17 protein-coding genes and 2 pseudogenes are annotated in these 17,857 nt (G+C 66.6%); 10 read left to right on the forward strand and 9 right to left on the reverse strand.

Translation table 11 applies throughout. The annotated features are described in order from the left end of the window. The first annotated feature begins 124 nt into the window (after positions 1–124). On the forward strand, positions 125–1,816 hold the full coding sequence (locus tag MKK65_RS22720; protein ID WP_243960329.1) for a methyl-accepting chemotaxis protein: 1,692 nt from the start codon (positions 125–127) through the stop codon (positions 1,814–1,816). Between the two features lie 52 nt (positions 1,817–1,868). Here the strand turns inward: MKK65_RS22720 and MKK65_RS22725 are convergent, their stop codons facing one another. Both MKK65_RS22725 and MKK65_RS22730 read right to left on the reverse strand, forming a co-directional pair. After that, on the reverse strand, positions 1,869–2,330 hold the full coding sequence (locus MKK65_RS22725) for a DUF2852 domain-containing protein (protein WP_058193329.1): 462 nt from the start codon (positions 2,328–2,330) through the stop codon (positions 1,869–1,871). A 57-nt stretch (positions 2,331–2,387) separates the two neighbouring features. Then, on the reverse strand, positions 2,388–3,035 hold the full coding sequence (locus MKK65_RS22730; protein WP_243960316.1) for a TetR/AcrR family transcriptional regulator: 648 nt from the start codon (positions 3,033–3,035) through the stop codon (positions 2,388–2,390). A 263-nt stretch (positions 3,036–3,298) separates the two neighbouring features. Here MKK65_RS22730 and MKK65_RS22735 point away from each other — a divergent pair, with 263 nt between their 5' ends. The 3 genes from MKK65_RS22735 to MKK65_RS22745 all read left to right on the forward strand — a co-directional run bounded on the left by MKK65_RS22735 (position 3,299) and on the right by MKK65_RS22745 (position 5,424). Continuing rightward, the gene (locus MKK65_RS22735) at positions 3,299–3,595 is read left to right on the forward strand and encodes a hypothetical protein (RefSeq protein WP_243960317.1); all 297 of its coding nucleotides are present in this window, start codon (positions 3,299–3,301) and stop codon (positions 3,593–3,595) included. Positions 3,596–3,718: 123 nt separating this feature from the next. After that, the gene (locus MKK65_RS22740) at positions 3,719–4,111 is read left to right on the forward strand and encodes a thioredoxin family protein (protein ID WP_243960318.1); all 393 of its coding nucleotides are present in this window, start codon (positions 3,719–3,721) and stop codon (positions 4,109–4,111) included. Between the two features lie 140 nt (positions 4,112–4,251). Then, positions 4,252–5,424, forward strand: coding sequence for a glycosyltransferase (locus MKK65_RS22745; RefSeq protein ID WP_243960330.1), 1,173 nt, complete (start codon positions 4,252–4,254; stop codon positions 5,422–5,424). Between the two features lie 5 nt (positions 5,425–5,429). Here MKK65_RS22745 and MKK65_RS22750 read toward each other — a convergent pair whose 3' ends face one another. The 3 genes from MKK65_RS22750 to MKK65_RS22760 form a co-directional block, all read right to left on the reverse strand. Beyond that, the gene (locus MKK65_RS22750) at positions 5,430–6,386 is read right to left on the reverse strand and encodes a helix-turn-helix domain-containing protein (protein ID WP_243960319.1); all 957 of its coding nucleotides are present in this window, start codon (positions 6,384–6,386) and stop codon (positions 5,430–5,432) included. Positions 6,387–6,610: 224 nt separating this feature from the next. Next, positions 6,611–7,567, reverse strand: a complete 957-nt coding sequence (locus MKK65_RS22755; protein ID WP_243960320.1) for a helix-turn-helix domain-containing protein — start codon at positions 7,565–7,567, stop codon at positions 6,611–6,613. A 537-nt stretch (positions 7,568–8,104) separates the two neighbouring features. Further along, positions 8,105–8,881 (reverse strand): zinc-ribbon domain-containing protein, encoded by a 777-nt coding sequence (locus MKK65_RS22760; protein WP_243960321.1) that lies wholly within the window; start codon positions 8,879–8,881, stop codon positions 8,105–8,107. 198 nt (positions 8,882–9,079) lie between these two features. Here MKK65_RS22760 and ftsE point away from each other — a divergent pair, with 198 nt between their 5' ends. The 3 genes from ftsE to MKK65_RS22775 all read left to right on the forward strand — a co-directional run bounded on the left by ftsE (position 9,080) and on the right by MKK65_RS22775 (position 11,672). Continuing rightward, positions 9,080–9,772 carry a cell division ATP-binding protein FtsE gene (gene ftsE, locus MKK65_RS22765; protein WP_058193336.1) on the forward strand — a complete coding sequence of 231 codons (693 nt, stop codon included), beginning with the start codon at positions 9,080–9,082 and terminating at the stop codon, positions 9,770–9,772. Further along, positions 9,769–10,737, forward strand: a complete 969-nt coding sequence (locus MKK65_RS22770; protein ID WP_243960322.1) for a cell division protein FtsX — start codon at positions 9,769–9,771, stop codon at positions 10,735–10,737. The genes ftsE and MKK65_RS22770 overlap by 4 nt, the downstream gene beginning before the upstream one ends. Positions 10,738–10,889: 152 nt before the next feature. Then, a complete protein-coding gene (locus MKK65_RS22775) occupies positions 10,890–11,672 on the forward strand; it encodes a YdcF family protein (RefSeq protein ID WP_243960323.1) in 783 nt (260 codons plus the stop codon). A gap of 46 nt (positions 11,673–11,718) precedes the next feature. On the opposite strand, the gene MKK65_RS22780 is transcribed toward MKK65_RS22775, so the two are convergent. The 3 genes from MKK65_RS22780 to MKK65_RS22790 all read right to left on the reverse strand — a co-directional run bounded on the left by MKK65_RS22780 (position 11,719) and on the right by MKK65_RS22790 (position 13,243). Then, complete coding sequence (locus MKK65_RS22780) at positions 11,719–12,045, reverse strand: hypothetical protein (protein WP_243960324.1); 327 nt, start codon at positions 12,043–12,045, stop codon at positions 11,719–11,721. After that, on the reverse strand, positions 12,045–12,512 hold the full coding sequence (ptsN, locus tag MKK65_RS22785) for a PTS IIA-like nitrogen regulatory protein PtsN (protein WP_243960325.1): 468 nt from the start codon (positions 12,510–12,512) through the stop codon (positions 12,045–12,047). The genes MKK65_RS22780 and ptsN overlap by 1 nt, the downstream gene beginning before the upstream one ends. A gap of 134 nt (positions 12,513–12,646) precedes the next feature. Next, positions 12,647–13,243, reverse strand: a complete 597-nt coding sequence (locus tag MKK65_RS22790; RefSeq protein WP_243960326.1) for an HPF/RaiA family ribosome-associated protein — start codon at positions 13,241–13,243, stop codon at positions 12,647–12,649. A gap of 158 nt (positions 13,244–13,401) precedes the next feature. On the opposite strand from MKK65_RS22790, the gene MKK65_RS22795 reads away from it, so the two are divergent. The 3 genes and pseudogenes from MKK65_RS22795 to MKK65_RS22805 all read left to right on the forward strand — a co-directional run. Continuing rightward, a complete protein-coding gene (locus tag MKK65_RS22795; RefSeq protein ID WP_243960327.1) occupies positions 13,402–14,979 on the forward strand; it encodes a glucan biosynthesis protein D in 1,578 nt (525 codons plus the stop codon). A 40-nt stretch (positions 14,980–15,019) separates the two neighbouring features. Next, on the forward strand, positions 15,020–17,185 hold the full coding sequence (gene mdoH / locus MKK65_RS22800) for a glucans biosynthesis glucosyltransferase MdoH (RefSeq protein ID WP_243960328.1): 2,166 nt from the start codon (positions 15,020–15,022) through the stop codon (positions 17,183–17,185). A 77-nt stretch (positions 17,186–17,262) separates the two neighbouring features. Beyond that, a pseudogene (locus MKK65_RS22805) lies at positions 17,263–17,397 on the forward strand (cupin domain-containing protein); the annotation flags it as partial. Between the two features lie 338 nt (positions 17,398–17,735). On the opposite strand, the pseudogene MKK65_RS22810 reads toward MKK65_RS22805, so the two are convergent. Next, positions 17,736–17,857: pseudogene (locus tag MKK65_RS22810) on the reverse strand (IS630 family transposase); the annotation flags it as partial.

The following is a 17,857-nucleotide window of genomic DNA, read 5'->3' on the forward strand; positions in this document are numbered from 1 at the left end:
TCTCAATTTAAGACACATTTTCTGCATATGCTTCCCCAGATCGTATGGTCAAAATGATTATCTTCTTTCCAGGCTGACCTTCGGGCTGCTAATGGGCGCATCCATTATGAACTCGGCCATAGCCATGCGTCTCGCAATTTCTCTCAAAACGACGCTTGCGACGATCTTCGGGTTGTTCGCTTTGCTCGCAGCAGGTCAAGGCGGCTTGTCGATCATCGAACTGGCCGACATCCGGCATTCGATGACCGAAGTCGCGACCAATTGGCTGCCGTCGATGACGCGGATCAACGAAGTCGAGATCGCGGCCTCTGAGGTGCGCATCAAGCAATTTCGCCTGATGACCCTCGCCAACGATGCCGACCATCTTCGGGTCGGCGAGGCTCAGGTCGCAACGACGCTCACACAACTCGGCGAGCGGCGCAGGTCTTATGAGCATCTGATTTCGAGCCCCGAGGAACGGGCGCTGTATGACGCGTTCACCGCGGAGTGGGTCCGTTATGAGCAGGTGGACGGCGAAATGCGACGCCTGATCGCCGCCGGCAAGCAAGCGGACGCACTCGCGCTGCTCACGGGCTCCGATACGGTCAAGCTCTACGATGACGCCCGCGCCGCGCTTTCGCGCCTCGTCGTCTTCAACGCGCGGAACGCCACTCAGGAAGTCGGCAATGCAGTGGAGCGGGCCAACACGGCATCCGCCGCCGCCTGGAGCAGCGGGATCCTCTCCGTGCTCGCGGCGCTGGCCGCGGCGGCATTCTCCCTGCTGCGAATCTCGCGTCCGATCCAACGGATGACCGCTGTCATGTCTCGGCTCGCTGCCGGTGAGACGGGCGTGACGGTGCCGGCCCGGGACCGGCGCGATGAGATTGGCGCCATGGCGGCGGCCGTCGAAGTGTTTAAAGACAATCTGATCCGGAATCGGGCTCTTGAGGTAGAGACCGCTCAGGCGCGGGCTGCCGCCGAGGAGCAGCGGAAGGCCGGTATGCGCCAGATGGCCGACAGCTTCGAGCAGGCGGTCGGCGGCATCATCGGCATGGTGTCGTCATCGGCCACGGAACTGCAAGCCACGGCCGGTGCGATGTCGGCCATGGCGGGAGAGACATCCGCACAGTCCGGTGCGGTGGCGGCCGCAGCGGAAGAAGCAGCCAGCAACGTCAACACCGTGGCCGCCGCAGCCGAGGAACTCGGCTCCTCGGTCCAAGAGATCGGCCGGCAGATGGACAGTTCGGCCAAGCTCGCGCACAGCGCAGTCGACGAGGCGGGACAGACAAGGGCGCTCATCTACGAGCTAAGCAGTGCCGTGGCCCGCATCGGCGACGTGGTCGGGCTGATCTCGTCGATCGCCGGGCAGACCAATCTCCTGGCGCTCAACGCGACAATCGAGGCTGCGCGAGCCGGTGATGCTGGGCGAGGTTTTGCCGTGGTCGCTTCCGAGGTGAAGGCTTTGGCGGAGCAGACCGCCAAGGCGACGGAAGAAATCGCCGGACAGATCGCCCGGGTCCAGGCCTCGACCGGGCAAGCGGTGAATGCGATCGGCTCAATCGCCGCGCGGATCCAAGAAATCAGCACCGTCGCGACGTCGATCGCCGCCGCGGTGGAAGAGCAGGGCGCGGCGACCCAGGAAATCGTCCGGAACGTCGGTCAGGCGGCCCAGGGGACTGGCGAGGTGACCAGCAACATCTCCGGCGTCGCCGATTCCGCCGAGGAGACCGGACGGTCGGCGACCCAGGTTCTCGATGCGGCCTCGGAACTGTCGCGCCAGTCTGAGCACCTGAGCGCCGAAGTCTCCCGCTTCCTCGAAACGGTCCGCGCGGCCTGAAGGAACAGCGACGGGGCCCAGCCGTCCGGCCGGGTCCCGTCGCTGAGACGGATCAAGCGGTGTAGGAGCCACCCTCACCACGACGCTTGGCCATGAAGGCATCAAACTGCTCGCGGTCCTTGGCCCGCTTCAGCTCCTCGACGAACTCCGCGAAGGCACGGCTCTCGTCTTCCAGGGCCTTCCGCTGAGCCTCGAGCCGGTCGAGTTCGGCACGTCGATAGGCGTCGAAGGCGGCATTGCCAGTTCCGCCGTAATTGGCCGCTTCGAAGGCCCGGGCGAAGCGCGAGGCCGAGCGGCCGCTGCCTTCAAATCCCGCGACGCCCCGGCGTGCGGCATCACGCATGTCTGCAAAGGCAGGATATCCGGCAATCTTCCATGCCACGAGCGCGAGGCCGACCGGCCACCAGTAGATGAAGCCGACGACGATAGCGCCGATTTCGAGTGAGCGACGAGGGAACGGGCCGGAACGGCAGAGCTTGCCGGTTGCCCAGGGAGATGAGGATTGCGTGGTCACGGCTTGGCTCCGCTGTTCATGTGAACGGAGTTAACATGCGGGTGCCCACGCGGCCTTTCAAGACCGCAGACGTTCGCCGGGCTGTGCCGCCCCATGGACCAAAGCGAGCACCCCCGCACGCAGCAACTCATACTTGTCCGGAAAGCCGGGGCCTCGCGGCAGGTGCCCAGCGGCTGCGAGGGTCGCAATGCCGTGAGCCAACGCCCAGACTTCGAGGGCGATGAAACGGGGTCCAACGCCGCCGAACCCATCGGCGAAGGTCGCTTGAAGTGCCTCGACCAGAAGGTCGAAGGGGGACGGCCTCCCCGGAGGCGACTCGGCCCCCGTCGGCTCGACGGGCAAGCCGCGGGTCTCGAAGATCGCCGCGTAATAGGCCGGCTCCTCTTCGGCGAAAGCCAGGTAGGCTTCGCCCATTCGGGTAAAGCGTTCGAGTGGCGTCCCCCGGGAGGTCAGCGCCCGCGCTAGACGGGCGGCGAGTTCCGCGAAGCCACGCCCGGCCAACTCCTCCAGCAGCGCTTCGCGGCCACGGAAGTGGCGGTACAAAGCCGCTGGCGTCACCCCGACTAGGCGAGCCGCATCCACCAGGGCAAAGCCGCCGATCCCGCGCTCGGCGATGAACCGGCGCGCGGCCTCGATCAGGGCCTCCTTGAGGTTCCCGTGGTGGTAGCTTCGTCGGTCGCCCGGTCCGTCTCGCCAGGGTCGCAAATTCTCATGTCCTCAGCACACGCGCAGGCATTACGAGCGAAGCACGACGTTTGTTGCGGTCGCGAACGGGGGGTCGACTGCTTGACCCCCTGTAGAGCCTCTTACAAAACTCCCGCTGCGCCGTGCTGTGCCGGGCGAAACTCTCTGGGGACAGGGGCTTTGTCATATCCTCCCCAAGGTGGAGCGCGATGGATCGTATCGCGTCGCTCACCGGGGAAACGGCCATCTCGTCAGAGCCTCCGCCATAAGGAAAACCGTTCGGCATGGCGTTCGTGAGTTTGAAAGCGTGGCGGACTCGGTCTGCGGAGCGCGCCGAGATCGCGGCGCGGCTGAAACGGGACCTGATCGTAGCGCTCGGCCTGACAGAAGCCGACGCCCTGGCCGTGAACGAGATCGCCTGCACCGATCCCGGCTGCCCAGACCTGGAGACCATCGTCCTGGTGATGCGGGTCGGGGCGCCGACGCGGGCGCTTCGAATACGGCGTCCGATGGATGCGGTAGATATACAGGCCATCGCGGAACTGGTGGAGCAGGATCGCAGAGAGGAAGCCTCTCGATGATGTGACAGGCCAGGGCCGTGCAGCCGACCCATCGCGGCAGCGTTTCCTCCGCATTCGTGTAACGACGCTTGGACGGACGCCGAAGGACGACAAATGATCGGCGCCATTTGAGGAAACGACCTGATGACGAGCCGTCGCGCGACCCTTGCGCTGGCCTGCCTGGCCCTCGCCTCATGCCTCTCTCCGGCCAAAGCCGGTGAGGCCCTGCCGTTCTCGACAGCCGCCTTTGAGGCCGCGCAGAAAAGCGGCAAGCCAATCCTGGTGGAGGTGAGCGCTCCGTGGTGCCCGATCTGCAAGACCCAGAAGCCGATTCTCGCTCGCCTCGCCGCCGAGCCTCGCTTCAAGGAGCTACAGATCTTCGACATCGATTTCGACAGCCAGAAGGATCTGCTGCGGCGCCTGAACGTGCGCACGCAGAGCACGCTCATCGCCTTCAAGGGCGAGACGGAAACGGGCCGCTCAGTGGGCGAAACGCAGCCTGAATGGATCGAGGGCTTGCTCGAAAAGACGCTCTAGGAGCATCCCCACACGCTGCCTTGGCGGGTCAGTGTCGGTCGGTCGAAACCTTCCGGCTTCGTTCAGACGGCTTGCGGCATAGCCGCTTCGCTCCGCGGGTCGATTCGTCCGCGGCGGCCGAACGGAGACCGTCCCTGGTGATGAGCACCACCCCGCACACCGCGCGCACGCCAAGCGCGATCGTCGCGATCCCGGTCCGCAACGAAGTCGAACGCATCGAGGCGTGCCTCCGGGCCATCGCCGCGCAGGTCGGACTGACCCCGGGGAGCCTCGGGCTGGTGCTGTTCCTGAACAATTGTACGGACGGGACCGATGCCCTCGTGGCCCGGCTGGTGCCGACCTTGTCCATCCCTGTCCGGATCGCGAGCGAGGATTTCTCCGGTGCTCATGCAGGCTGGGCTCGGCGACGTGCCATGGATGCCGCGGCAGCGTGGCTGGGCGAAGCGGGGAATGCGGGGATGATCCTGTCGACGGATGCGGATAGCCGCGTGTCGCCGAACTGGGTCATCCGCAACCGCGCGGCCATTGAGGCCGGCGCCGACGCGGTCGCCGGCCGGGTCGAGCTGGATGCCAATGAGGCTGCGCTGCTGCCGCCGTCCCTCCCCGCCCGGGGCCGCCTTGAGGACATCTACGACGCCCTGATCACCGAGGCGGAGGCTCGGATCGATCCGGACCCGCACGATCCCTGGCCCTGCCATCGGACTGCGATCGGCGCGACGCTGGCGGTGACCCGCACGGCCTATCTACAAGTCGGCGGAATGCCGGAAATTCCGCTCGGCGAGGATGGGGCGTTCATTGCGCGGCTGATCCAGCACGGCTTGCGCGTCCGCCATGCCACCGATGTGTGCGTGACCATCTCAGCCCGGCTCACCGGCCGCGCCCCGGGCGGCGTCGCCGACACGATCCGGTCCCGCTGCGAAGAGCCCGACGCCCTGTGCGACGCCCGGATGGAGACGTTCCCTCGGGCGGTACGCCGCTACCTGTGGCGGCGCCGGTTCCGACGCCTGCACGGCAGGGGCAGCCTGCGCGTAAACCAGGCCTGGGCACGCGCCCTCGGGATCGCCCCCGCGGAAGCGACGCGGATTGCCGCGCTCCCACTCGGGCAGGCTATCGCGGAAGCCGAGCGTGTGAGTCCTCATCTCGTGTACCGTCCCATCGGTCCGCGCCAGCTACCGGGCCAGATCCGTCTGGCGCGAGTGGGCGTCGCGGCGATCCGGCTCCTCCAAGGCGGCGCGGGCTTGGCCCGTTCGGTCATGGGGGCGGCAGCGACACCCGCGCATCCAGTCGCAAGTCCGCCCGGTCGGCGGAACTGACCCTCTCAACCGACACCCTGGGACAGGAGGTCCCGGGGCGTGAAGCCGAAGCGCCGACGGAACGCGCGGCTGAACGTGGCCGGATCCGTGAAGCCGCAACTCGCCATGATCGACGCGACCCGGGCGCCGGTCTTGCGCATCATCACGATACGATCATGTGCCCGGTCCAGCCGTGCGTCGCGGATCGTGGCCGCGATGCCTTCGCCGCCCGCGAAGGCCGCGTAGAGGCGACTGCGGGAGATCTGGAGGGATGCAGCCAGGGACTCAGGGCCGAAAGCCGGCTCGTGCAGGCGACGCTGGATATGGGACAGGGCCAGCGAGCGTACAGCTTCAACGGATAGCCGGCCGTCGATCGCCCCATGCTGGCCATGGACGATACCGCGTAGGATATGGAGCGCACCTTCGATGGCGATGCCGGTCTCGACTTCCGTCATTCTCGACACCGATGTTGCAAACGCGTCGAGATGGGCCGCCAACAACCCGCGCAGCGGCGTGGCGCTCAGCTTGCTGCCGGTGAGAACCTGCGGGTTGCCGACCTGCGCCACGAAGCTGGCCCGGGGCACGGCCAGCCGGATTTCCTCGTAGCCGTATCGGCTGCCGGCGATCCCGGGCCGGCCCGTAGCATGGAAGGCCACGTCGCCGCTCTGCAGGAGCGCTCCGTTGCTGCCCTGCTCGATGTAGCCCTGACCGGCAGCAACCACCATGATCGCGATCTCGTCGCGCCCGTCTCGACCGATATGGCGCGCAGTACGGTCCACGCCGACCGGCGTGCTCACGGTGCGCAGGATCGTCCCGTGCGCGGAGGGTGCAACCATGCGGCAGGCTGAGAAGGGCGCGTCGGACTCGAACGGAGTGACGTCGACACCGGTCAAAACTACGTCGCGCCAGAAGTCGAAGGAATGCTTCTGCTCAACGGTATCGGTCGTCTGAATGAAGGTGGGGATCTTCGGTTCGACACTCACCGTGCGCTCGCCTTGCAATCCGTAAGGCGGCCCTCCGGGCGTCCGACCTACGATTCAGAATTTCCGGGCCAGCGGATCCGCCGCCGCGCGCCCGGCGCTCAGGTCCAAGCCCTGAGCCGCCTGTCTCTGCGCCGGCCCCTTTGCCGATATGGGCTTGGCCCGGCCACGCGCGGTGCCCGACAGTACAGGCGTCCCGCAACCTCACACCCAGCGATCAGATCCACTCAGCCGGCACACTGGGCTAGAAAGTCCCGAGGCGAGAGGCCGAATCGCTGGCGAAAGGCGCGGCTGAAGGCCGCCGGGTCGGTGAAGCCGCAACCGGCCATGATCGACCCGATCCGGCCTCCGGCCTTCTGCATCATGACGATCCGATCATGGGCGCGATCCAGACGAGCGTCGCGAATCGTGGCCGCGATGCCCTCGCCGCCGGAGAAAGCCGCGTAGAGGCGGCTGCGGGAAACCCTCAAGTCGGCGGCCAGTGCGTCCGGACCGAAGTCTGGATCGTGCAGACGATGCTCGATCCGCGCCAGTGCCAGGGAGCGAAGCGCATTTGCCGACAGGTCGCCGTCTCCGCGTGCGTTCTGGCCGTTGATGATGCCGCGCAACAGGTGAAGGGCGCTTTCGACGGCGATCCCGGTTTCAGCATCCGACATCGCCTCGACCGACCCTGCGAAAGCGCGGAGATAGGCGGCGAACAGGTCGTTCAGCGGGCCGGCGGCGAACTTGCGGCCGGCGAAATCATCGACGTTGCCGATATGCGCCAGAAAGGTCGCGCGGGGCACCGCGAGACGGATTTCCTCGAAGTCGGTCAGTCCGCCGCCGCCGCCGGGCCGTCCCCAGGTCTGAAAGCTGATGTCGCCGGCGCCCAGCAGCGCGCCATTGTTGCCTTGCTCGATGTAGCCCCGTCCCTTCATGATCAGCATGATGCCCATATCCTCACGCCCGTCGCCCCGCACGTGATGGGGCTTGCGTTCCAGGCTGTAGGGGCGACTGATCGTGTGGAAGACCGATCCATGGCGGGACGCCGCCACCTTGCGGGAGGCGGAAAAGGGCTGGTCCGAATCAAGTTGAGCCAGTTCCGTCCCTGCCATTACGGTACTGCGCCAATAGTCGAAAGCGTCCTTCGGCCCAACGGAATCGGTCGTTCGGAAAAAGATCGGGATCGTTTTCTTGGCGCTCACGGCTGAGTGGTCCTGCAACCTAGAATTCGCGGACACGCGATTGCTAGCTCGAACAACAACAGACCTAGAGTTTCAGATCCAAGATCAAGAAGCAACACGGCCCGCGACGGCCTATGAAAAGAACCCCCACCCTATGAAACGCGCGCCATCAAGCCTTTGAGGCAGGTCTGTATGTCATTGTTGAAATTGATTGACGATATTTTTGCTTGCTATTCATCAAGCATCATGAAATAGAAACCATTTGAGCTTTGTCGTTCGAGCCCTTTAGGGACGCAACATCAGCAGCATCAATCGGAATGGGTCGAAATTTGTAACTTCTTAATCAAAGGCAATGGACAACATTGGAATCAAATTCGATGGCGCCAAAAAACTTCAGCTCCTTGTGTTAAGACAATCACTCATCGGCGTAACAGGTTCGCTTATTCAACTCATAATCGTCTGAAAAAACCGTTTATAGGCCCAATGAATTTCAGTGAGAAATCTAATTTCCTTACGAAAGATCATCGATCATAAGAAAAGTCCAGTCGCGACAGCTGTTCACTGACGATCGACGTCGGCCCGAACTTCGCTGCGTGACGATCCTGCATCCGCGAAGCGCAGCACCACGGCCCGGCCGGATGCTGGGGGGTTCGTCAGGCTGGCGCGGAACCGGGCCGTCTCGGACGTCCCGAGCACAGCCCTGGGCGCAGCCACCGGAAAGGTTCGGATCACGCGGCCGCCAGCATCGCGGATTTCAACGCTCAAGGCCGAGACCGGCACGTCGGTTCGGGCTACGCCGACGAGGTCGCCCTCGATAACGAGTTCAGCAGGCTGGGCGTCCTCGGCAGGATTGCTGAAGGCCACCACGTCGCGAATTTCGATGCCCCGGACATTCCCCGGCAGCCCGACACGGGCGAACAGGGCGGCACTCTGTGGAACCAACCGGACCACGCCTGTCCGGGCTAAGCAGAGCAGAGGCAATGCCGCCAGCAACGTCAGTCCCACGGCCATGGAGGGCGAGAGGCCGGGAAGACCGCGCCAGCCCTTGGCGCGGATGGCGCGCACGGGAGCCCGGCGCCGTTCGGACAACGGCGCCGACGTCTCAGAGGCGGCTCTGACCGTGGCCGAGGCTTCCTGCCAGACAGCGTCCGTTGCCGGATCGGGCTCCGCCTCACCCTTCTCCGCAAGTTCGGCCTCATGGCCGGCTAGAACGTCGGCGGGGGTAAGGAACCAGGTTTCACGGCAGGCTGCACAACGGACAGAGCGTCCATCCTTGCCGACCTTGCCGGCTTCGATCCGGTACTCGCTCGCGCAGCTCGGGCAGACGATCAGCATACGCGCGCCATTCGTTCCATGGGGGATCGTTTCCGATCGGCCAAGCCGGAGCCGAGCCGCAAAATCAGTTGAGAAACCGTGCCCGAACAGGGTTAAGCGTCTGTGAAATGAGGCTGGCCTTGAAAACGCCTGCCGATCCGGCGATCTCCGAACGATGGATCGGCGAAACCCGGCACGGCTTTGAACCTACAGGCAAGCATGAAGAGCCTGCTGCCCGGCGCGGAACGCCCGGTGGTGCAGTTCGAGAATGTCGGCATGCGTTACGGCCTCGGGCCGGAGGTGCTGTCCGATGTGAGCTTCCGGATTGCGCCGCGCTCGTTCCAGTTCCTCACCGGCCCGTCCGGCGCCGGAAAAACGACGCTGCTGCGCCTGATCCTGCTCTCGGTTCGCCCAACTCGGGGCCTCGTCTCGATCTTTGGCGAGGAGGTCAGCGGTATCTCGGCCAAGGCGCTCACGGGCCTGCGGCGGCGGATGGGCGTGGTGTTCCAGGATTTCCGCCTGCTCGACCATCTCACGACCTACGAGAACGTGGCCTTGCCCCTGCGGGTCCAGGGCCGGTCGGAGGCGAGCTACCGGGCCGAGGTGGTCGAGTTGCTGCGTTGGGTCGGCCTTGGCGAACGCATGCACGCGCTGCCGCCGCTTCTGTCCGGCGGAGAGAAGCAGCGCGCCGCCATCGCACGGGCATTGATCGCGAGGCCGGACCTGCTGCTCGCCGACGAGCCCACCGGAAACGTCGATCCGGGTCTCGGGCGACGGCTGCTGCGGCTGTTCCTGGAACTCAATAAGCTCGGAACCTCGGTGATTATCGCGACCCACGATTTTGGGATCATGGACGCCGTCGATGCCCGCCGCATGGTGCTGGGCGAAGGCCGGCTGCGGATCGAGGAATGAGTGCGCCGGCCACCACACGAGCCCAGGCTGAATCCCCGTCCGGTCCCGCTGATCCGAGCCTGCCGACGAATTTGCGCCGCAACGCCGCTCTGGTCCCCACGGACACCGCGGCCGGGCGCTCGCTCGCGGCGGTCATCGCGATCCTGACCTTCCTGGCCAGTCTCTGCGCGGGCGCCGCCGAGATCGTCGCCACCAATGCCGGGCAGTGGCAGGGCGACGTCGCCCAGGAGGTGACGATCCAGGTTCGGCCCGGCCCCGGCCGGGACGTCGATGCCGACGTGAGCCGAGCCGAGACCATCGCCAAGTCCGAGCCCGGGATCGCCGAGGCGCGGGTCTTCTCCAAGGCGGAGGCCGAGCGGCTTCTGGAGCCGTGGCTGGGCAGCGGCCTCGACCTGTCGGACCTGCCGGTGCCGCGCTTGATCGCCCTCAAGCTCGCCGACAATCGGAGCGCGGACCTGAAGCGCCTGCGCACCCGCCTCACCGAGGCGCTGCCGGGGGTAGCGAGCCTCGACGACCACGCGCTCTGGCTCCAGCGGCTCTCGACCGCGGCCAACGCCTTCGTGGGCATCGGCGTCGGCATGGTGGTGCTGGTGCTGGTCGCTACCGGGCTGGCGGTGACCTTCGCCACGCGCGGCGCCATGGCGGGCAACCGCGAGGTGGTGGAGGTGCTCCATTTCGTCGGCGCCGACGACGACTACATCGCCCGTGCGTTCCAGCGCCGGTTCTTCGGGCTGGGCCTGCGCGGCGGCGCGATCGGGGCCGGGCTGGCGATCCTCGCCTTCGCCATCGCCGGCCTGCTCGCCCGCGCTGCCCGCTCTGGACCAGCCGGCCAGGAGGTCGAAGCCTTGTTCGGCGCCGTCCAGGTCGGGCTGCGGGGCTATGCGAGCGTGATCCTCATCGGGGTGATCGCGTCGGTGGTCACGGGCGTGGTGTCGCGGATCACCGTGCGTCGGTTTCTGTCTTGATCGCGCGATACCATGGGCGCGCGGGGGAAACAGGGGGTCCAGGTAAACCGTTAACGATTGCGAAAGGTTATCGCGGCGGTGTGGATGGGGCCGATACGTATGCCTCCGGGCCGCCGTATTCGGCGCCGATCCTCCGGAGGATGACCACGCGGATGCAACGCGCACCGGCCCCCTACCCGACCGACGCCCTCGGCTGGGCCTGGAACGAGCGGCCTTTTCCGCGCGGCGCCTCCGCGCCCCCTCCGCGATCCCATCCTCGGCATCGGCTGCTTTGGACGTGCGGCTTCGGTGCGGGTCTCGGCGCCGCAGCACTGTTCGCTGGTTTCCTGATCTTCGTCGGTGCCCTGGCCCGACATGAGCGCAGTCCGGCCGACCGGGCGGACGGCATCGTCGCGCTCACCGGTGGAGCACAGCGGATCGGCGATGCGATCGATCTTCTAGCTGGCGGCTACGGGCGCCGGCTACTGATCACCGGGGTCAACGAGCGCACCAGCCGCGACGAGATCGCCAGGTTGAATCCGACCCAGCGCTCCCTGATCGCATGCTGCGTCGATCTCGATTACCGGGCCCGCAACACCATCGGCAACGCCATCGAGACCCGACGCTGGATGCGGGCGCACCGGTTCAATACCGTCGCAGTGGTGACGTCGAACTATCACATGCCGCGCACGCTCATCGAGCTGGACCACGCCCTGCAGGACAGCGACCGCGTCCTACCCCATCCAGTCGTGACCGAGGGCCTCGATGCCGATCGCTGGTGGCAAAGTCCCCCGACGGCCAAACTCCTGGCCTCCGAATATGTAAAATTCCTGGCGAGCTGGGTACGCACCCGCTTCGAGGACGATCCGGAGCGCTCTCGTGCCGCGATTTTGATCGGCCGCGGCAAACCGGTGAAGATGGTGGCCGAGCCGCTGATGATGCGACGCGTCGATTGAGTTTATGATGCCGGGCAGGCAATCGGCCTACCGGTCGAACTGGTCCTCAATGCCCGCCGCAGCGTGCCTTGATCGCTGCGGAAAACTCCCGATCCGAACCCTGCACCTGCGCGAGCCGCTGAGCCCGCTCCGAACCTGAGAGGCAGAGGCCAAAAACGCTGGCGACCCGACGCATCGTGTCGACGTGGCGGCGCCAGACGCGGCAGTTCTTGGCGTCGTCGCCGTCCGCCTGCTCCAGCTGTTCAAGGGCCTGGCGCTGCATCGATTGCGCCACCAGGACATCCCGGCCGCAGGTGGCGTCACCCTGCGCCCAAGCCGAGCCGGACAGGCCAGCCAGGATCACGGCCGACACAACGAAGCGGGTCCGCGGCATCAGGCGGCCTGCGGAGCCGTTGAGCGGGTCAGAAGCGCATAGAGCGCGCTGGAATCGCGAGCGGCGCGGATGTGGTTGAGCATGCCCGGCTCGCGCAAAACCCGGGCGACCTGGGCCAGGGCCTTCAAGTGATCGGCCCCAGCTCCTTCCGGGGCCAGAAGCAGGAAAGCGACATCCACCGGTTGGCCATCCAGGGCCTCGAAATCCACCGGCCGGTCGAACCGAGCGAATAAGCCGAAGAGCCGGTCGAGGCCGGGCAATTTGCCATGCGGGATCGCTACGCCCTCACCGATCCCGGTCGAGCCGAGGCGCTCGCGCTGGAGCAGCGTATCGAAGACCGGCCGCTCGTCGAGCGCCGGTAACCGACGCACGGCCTGCGCCGCAAGCTCCTGAAGCACCTGCTTCTTGGCGCGCGCGCGCATGGACTGCACGACCGATTCGGGGTCGAGGAATTCCAGAATTGGCATCGATCGACCGTTGCCCCGTTACCCATCCGCGTCGGAACGGGCCTCGTCGCAGGGACGTCTCGCACGACGTCCCTGACTATCAATGGGCCGGGGAACGGGCCGGTTCCGGCTCCGTTCCTTTCGGTCCACACGCGTCAGTCGACGGCGCCCGGCGGGTCCACCCAGCCGATCGCTCCGTCGCTGCGCCGGTATACGACGTTGACGCGCCCGGTGCCAGCGTGGACGAACACAACCACTGGGGATCCCGTCATGTCGAGGGCCGTCACCGCCTCGCCGATGGTGCGGCGCTGCAGGGTCTTGGTGCTCTCGGCGACGATCGGCGGGTGGGCGTCGCCGTCCTCCGGCTCGTCTTCGTCCACTTCCTCCGGTGGGGCGAACACCGCGTAGGCCGCCTCGATCGCCGCGGATTCACTGGGGCCGCTGGCATGCTGCTTCAACCGATGCTTGTAGCGGCGCAGTCGCGTCTCGAGCTTGTCGGCGGTCTGCTCGAAGCTCGACCTTGCGTCGTGCGACACACCCACCGCCTCGATCGTCAGCCCCGACGCGAGGTGCAGCACGCAACCCGTTCGGTACGCGGCTCCGTCCCGCCGAAGCGTTACATGGCCGGTACAGGAATCGTTCATGTGCGAGTCGAGGTACTTGTCGAGCGTCGCAGCGATCCGCTCGTCGATACGGCCGCGCAGACTCTCTCCGAGATCCACGCCGTGGCCCGTGACCCGCAACGATCCCATGCTGCCTCCCCCGTGCGATTCAGTCCCCGGAATTAGAGAGCCGGCTTGCGCTAAGTCAACGGAGGCGTGCCCGTTCCGTCTGAGGCGCCGCTTAACCCTGGGTTCAGCCGTCCTCCCGGTATACAGGCACCGTTCCGCCAACTGAGACGCAGGCCCGCATGACCACCGCCGACGGATTCGCCGCCGCTCCCACCCGCCGCGCCGTGTTGGCCGGGGCCGTGGGTAGCGCAGCGGGTTTCCTGCCGACGATCGCACGCGCGGTCGAGCCCGCAGGCGCCAATCCGGCAATCACGCTGCCGGGCGCCGGCGCGCCGTTTGAGCCGAACACGCTGATCGACATCGCCCGCGCCCGGGCAGCCGCCCCCTACGGGGCGCCGAAGACCGATGACGTGCCGGCTGTGCTGAAGGCTTTGTCCCGGGACGCCTATGAGGCGATCCATCCGGTACCGGGTCGGGCCGTCTGGGCCGGCCGAGACTTCGGCTACGAGATCGAACCCCTCCTGCGCGGATCGATCTTCGATACGCCGGTTTCGCTGTTCACCGTCGAGAATGGGCGGGTCCAGCCGGTGGCCTACGACCGGGACAGCCTGATCGCCGCCAACATCGCGCTGCCGGACTTGAACGCCGACACCGCCTTCTCCGGCTTCCGCCTTCGCGCGCGCTTCGGCGACGGGACGGACCTGTCGAACTTCGCACTGTTTCAGGGGGCCTCATTCTTCCGCCTGGTAGCCGAGGGTCAGGATTTCGGCATCAACGCCCGGGCACTTGCCTTGCGGCCGGCAGATTCCCGCGGTGAGGAATTCCCACTGTTCCGGGCCCTGTTCGTCGAGGCGCCAGCGCCCAGGCAACCGATCGTCGTCCATGCCCTGGTTGAATCGGAATCGGCAGTTGCCGCATTCACGCTCACGTTGACCCCGGGCCGGGAGGCTTCCGTGGCCGGGATCGACGGGACCGTGTTCGCTCGGGCCGAACTCGACCATATCGGGCTCGGCGGGATGCAGGGCAGCTACCTGTTCGGGCCTCTCGACCGACAGAGGGTGGACGATCTGCGCGCCGCCGCCTTCTCCGTGGAGGGCTTGGCGATCCGCAACGGCTACGGTGAACCGATCTGGCGCCCGGTACACAATCCCGAGGCGCTGCAGGTCTCGGCCTTCCTGGACCGGGGACCGAAGGGCTTCGGCCTGATGCAGCGTGCTCGCTCCTACGACGATTTCGAAGACGACCGCCGCCACTGGGAGCAGCGCCCATCCCTGTGGATCGAGCCGCAGGACGATTGGAGCGAGGGTGCGGTAACGCTCTTGGAAATTCCGAGCGATTCCGAATTGAACGAGAACGTGTTTGCCTATTGGCGCCCGAAAGCGAAGCTCGCAAAGGGCGCGGAGATGCGCTTCCTCTGCCGCCAGCACTGGTCCAAGGGCTGGCCCGATCCGCTGCCCCCGGACCTTGCCCGGGTTAAAGACAGCCGCTGCGGTCACGGCAGCATCGGCAACCGCCGCCTGTTTGCGGTCGATTTCGAGGGCGACGGGCTGACCCGGCCGGATGAGATCGAGATCGCGCTCAGCGCCTCGACCGGGACGATTACCCGTCAGGACCGATTCCATTATCCCGGGCGCAGGACCCTGAGGGTGCTGTTCGAGCTCGATCCGGGCAGCGAGCGGGCGAGCGAATTGCGTCTGGGGCTTCGGCGCGGCCAGGATCGCGCGAGTGAGACCTGGCTGTTCCGCTGGACACCGTGATTTTCCGTCCTGCCCATCACCCCGAGGATCAGACCCGACCGTGCGCCTGGACGAGACCATAACCCTGCCGCCGCCCGCTCCGCGAACCGATGCCGGCCCCGGGCGTCCCGAACGTAATGCCGCGATGCCCGACGAGGCGCCCCTGGCGATGCCGGTGCAGGATCTCGCATCGTGGGATCGCTCGTCCGCCCATCGGCCGGTGCGCAAGTCGAGACGCCCCTGGGCGTCCCGACTGTTCGTGTTCGGCGGCGCTTTGGCTCTAACGGGCTATGGCGGCTGGCAGATGGTCGAAACCGTGTCGATTTCCGGCAGCCCGACCCCCCTCCAGCTCGTTCTGGTGGTGCTGTTCTGCCTGACCTTCTCGTGGATCGCGCTCGCCTTCACCAGCGGCTTGCTCGGTTTCGCAATGCTGCTGCGCCGGGCGCGACCGAACCCGGACCCGGCCGCGCTCCACACCCGCACCGCCGTGCTGATGCCGGTCTACAATGAAGCCACCGCGCGAACTTTCGCGGGCGTCGAGGCCATGCGCGAGGCCGTGGAGACCACCGGTCTGGGCGACCATTTCGACTGGTTCGTGCTCTCGGACTCGACGCAAGCCGATGCCTGGATTGCCGAGGAGCGCGCTTTCCTCGATCTACGCCGTCGCCTCGGCCCGGACGCCAGGCTCTACTACCGGCACCGGCCCAAGAACCATCACCGCAAGGCAGGCAACATCGGCGATTTCGTCACCCGCTGGGGCGGCCGTTACGACCACATGTTGGTGCTCGACGCCGACAGCCTGATGAGTGGCCCGGCGATCGTGGCGCTCGCGGCCGCCATGGAGGCCGACCCGGATGCCGGCATCATCCAAACCCTGCCATTGATCATCAACCGCAACACCCTGTTCGCCCGCCTCCAGCAATTCGCCGCCCGGATCTACGGGCCGGTGATCGCCGCCGGGCTATCCGCCTGGTCGGGCCGGGACGGCAATTACTGGGGCCACAACGCCATCATCCGGACCCGGGCCTTCGCGCAATCCTGCGGCCTGCCGGACCTGCCCGGGAAGCCGCCCTTCGGCGGCCACATCCTGTCCCACGACTTCGTGGAAGCGGCGTTGATCCGCCGGGCCGGCTGGGCGGTCTACATGCTGCCGCAACTTCCCGGCTCCTACGAGGAGAGCCCGCCCTCCCTAATCGACGTCGCGGTCCGCGACCGCCGCTGGGCGCAGGGCAACCTCCAGCATGCTCGCGTGATTAGCGCCGCCGGCCTGCATCCGGCGACCCGCCAGCACTTCGCCACCGGCATCGCCGGCTACCTCGCCTCCCCGCTCTGGCTGTGTCAGCTCGTGGTCGGCATCCTGCTCGTCCTACAGACCGCCACCGAGCGGCCGGATTATTTCGGAGGCGCCGGCTTCTCGCCGGTCTTCCCGCGGTTCGACCCGGTCCGCGCGCTCCAGTTGTTCGGCCTGACCATGGCGGTGCTGCTGGCGCCGAAACTCCTCGGCCTGATCCTCGCCCTGCTTAATGGTCCGGTACGTAGGGCCTGCGGCGGTGCCGGCCGGCTGGTCCTGTCGAGCCTGGTCGAGATCCTGCTTTCGGCCTTAGTCGCTCCGGTGGCGATGGTGATCCAGTCCGGCTCGGTGATGGGCATCCTGCTCGGGCGCGACACAGGCTGGAACCCGCAGCGCCGCGACGACGGCTCGATCCCGATGCGGGACATCGTCGCCCGGCATCGCTGGCACATGGCCCTCGGCCTCGTTGCCGGGATAGCGGCATTCGCTCTCGCGACCTCGCTGTTCCTTTGGATGAGCCCGACGATCCTGGGCCTCGTGCTGGCGATCCCGATCTCCTGGGCGAGTGGCCAGCTCGGGCTCGGCCTCGCCCTCAAGCGCCGCCTCCTGCTCGCCACCCCCGAGGAGGCATCGCCGCCCGAAATTGCAGTCCGGGCCGGCATCCTGGCGGCGCGCAACGCCGCTCAGGGTCTCGACGATGCCGACGCGCTGGCGGCCCTCCACGCCGACCCGGACCTGGCCGAGGCGCATGCCCGCATGCTGCCGGTCGGTGTGTCCCGGCCCCGGGGCGTCATCGATCCGGATCAGACCCTTGCCACCGCCAAGGTCTGCGAGGCCGAGACCGTGACTGAGGCTCAGGCTTGGCTCACGCCGAAAGAACGCATGGCGCTGCTTCACGACCGAGCGCTTCTCGACCGGCTGGTGCGGCTGAATTAGACCGCTATGCCTGTTGCGAAAAGAATGCGACGACGAGCGACCTCATGATGGCCGGCCGGCCCTCTCAAGTGCGGGCCGGCGAGAAGCACTGGCACGGCACCACCGCGACGACGGCAATGGGCCATATCGCGATTCAAGAGCGTCTGGATGGACAGGCGATGACGTGGCTAGAGGCGGTGAGCGACGATCAGTATCGTGGGCGGGTGAGCTGACGCGCCGCGTTCTGTCCGGAGCGCCGCTGCCGTCGGTGGGCGTACGATGAAAGCCTCCGCGCCGCGAATGCTTGGGCGCGCGAGCCGAGCGACAAAAGGTGCTCTTCCGGACCAGGGCTCGGCGGCGCGAGTGCTCCGTCGGCTCGAACCCTCACATTGTGACGCAAGGATCGGGGTGAGCGGTACTGTCTTACCGGGTCGAAGCGAGCGCAAGCGTGGATCGATCGCTGCGAGAGGACGACTGTTCTGCGCCGTTACCGCCACGCGGTTTCCGGCTTTCACGGGCGATGGCCTGGCAGCGGCCGAGCCGGGATAGCGCTTATACCGATCCTCATTGATCAGAACCCATGAGCCCAGGCGCGCAGTCCGATGGAGATGATACGCCAGGGTCGGTCGATGAGGGTGTTCCAGGCGTGGCAGCAGTGGTCGAGGATGTCGGCGTAGGATTTGAAGACGCGGT

Origin of the sequence: Methylobacterium sp. J-001 (assembly GCF_022829565.1) — a bacterium.
Taxonomy (GTDB): domain Bacteria; phylum Pseudomonadota; class Alphaproteobacteria; order Rhizobiales; family Beijerinckiaceae; genus Methylobacterium.

Coding starts and splice junctions, on each gene's coding strand:
- MKK65_RS22720 (WP_243960329.1), top strand. CDS start 125: ATGCGTCTCGCAATTTCTCTCAAAACGACGCTTGCGACGATCTTCGGG.
- MKK65_RS22735 (WP_243960317.1), top strand. CDS start 3,299: ATGGCGTTCGTGAGTTTGAAAGCGTGGCGGACTCGGTCTGCGGAGCGC.
- MKK65_RS22740 (WP_243960318.1), top strand. CDS start 3,719: ATGACGAGCCGTCGCGCGACCCTTGCGCTGGCCTGCCTGGCCCTCGCC.
- MKK65_RS22745 (WP_243960330.1), top strand. CDS start 4,252: ATGAGCACCACCCCGCACACCGCGCGCACGCCAAGCGCGATCGTCGCG.
- MKK65_RS22760 (WP_243960321.1), bottom strand. CDS start 8,881: ATGCTGATCGTCTGCCCGAGCTGCGCGAGCGAGTACCGGATCGAAGCC.
- ftsE (WP_058193336.1), top strand. CDS start 9,080: ATGAAGAGCCTGCTGCCCGGCGCGGAACGCCCGGTGGTGCAGTTCGAG.
- MKK65_RS22770 (WP_243960322.1), top strand. CDS start 9,769: ATGAGTGCGCCGGCCACCACACGAGCCCAGGCTGAATCCCCGTCCGGT.
- MKK65_RS22775 (WP_243960323.1), top strand. CDS start 10,890: ATGCAACGCGCACCGGCCCCCTACCCGACCGACGCCCTCGGCTGGGCC.
- MKK65_RS22780 (WP_243960324.1), bottom strand. CDS start 12,045: ATGCCGCGGACCCGCTTCGTTGTGTCGGCCGTGATCCTGGCTGGCCTG.
- ptsN (WP_243960325.1), bottom strand. CDS start 12,512: ATGCCAATTCTGGAATTCCTCGACCCCGAATCGGTCGTGCAGTCCATG.
- MKK65_RS22790 (WP_243960326.1), bottom strand. CDS start 13,243: ATGGGATCGTTGCGGGTCACGGGCCACGGCGTGGATCTCGGAGAGAGT.
- MKK65_RS22795 (WP_243960327.1), top strand. CDS start 13,402: ATGACCACCGCCGACGGATTCGCCGCCGCTCCCACCCGCCGCGCCGTG.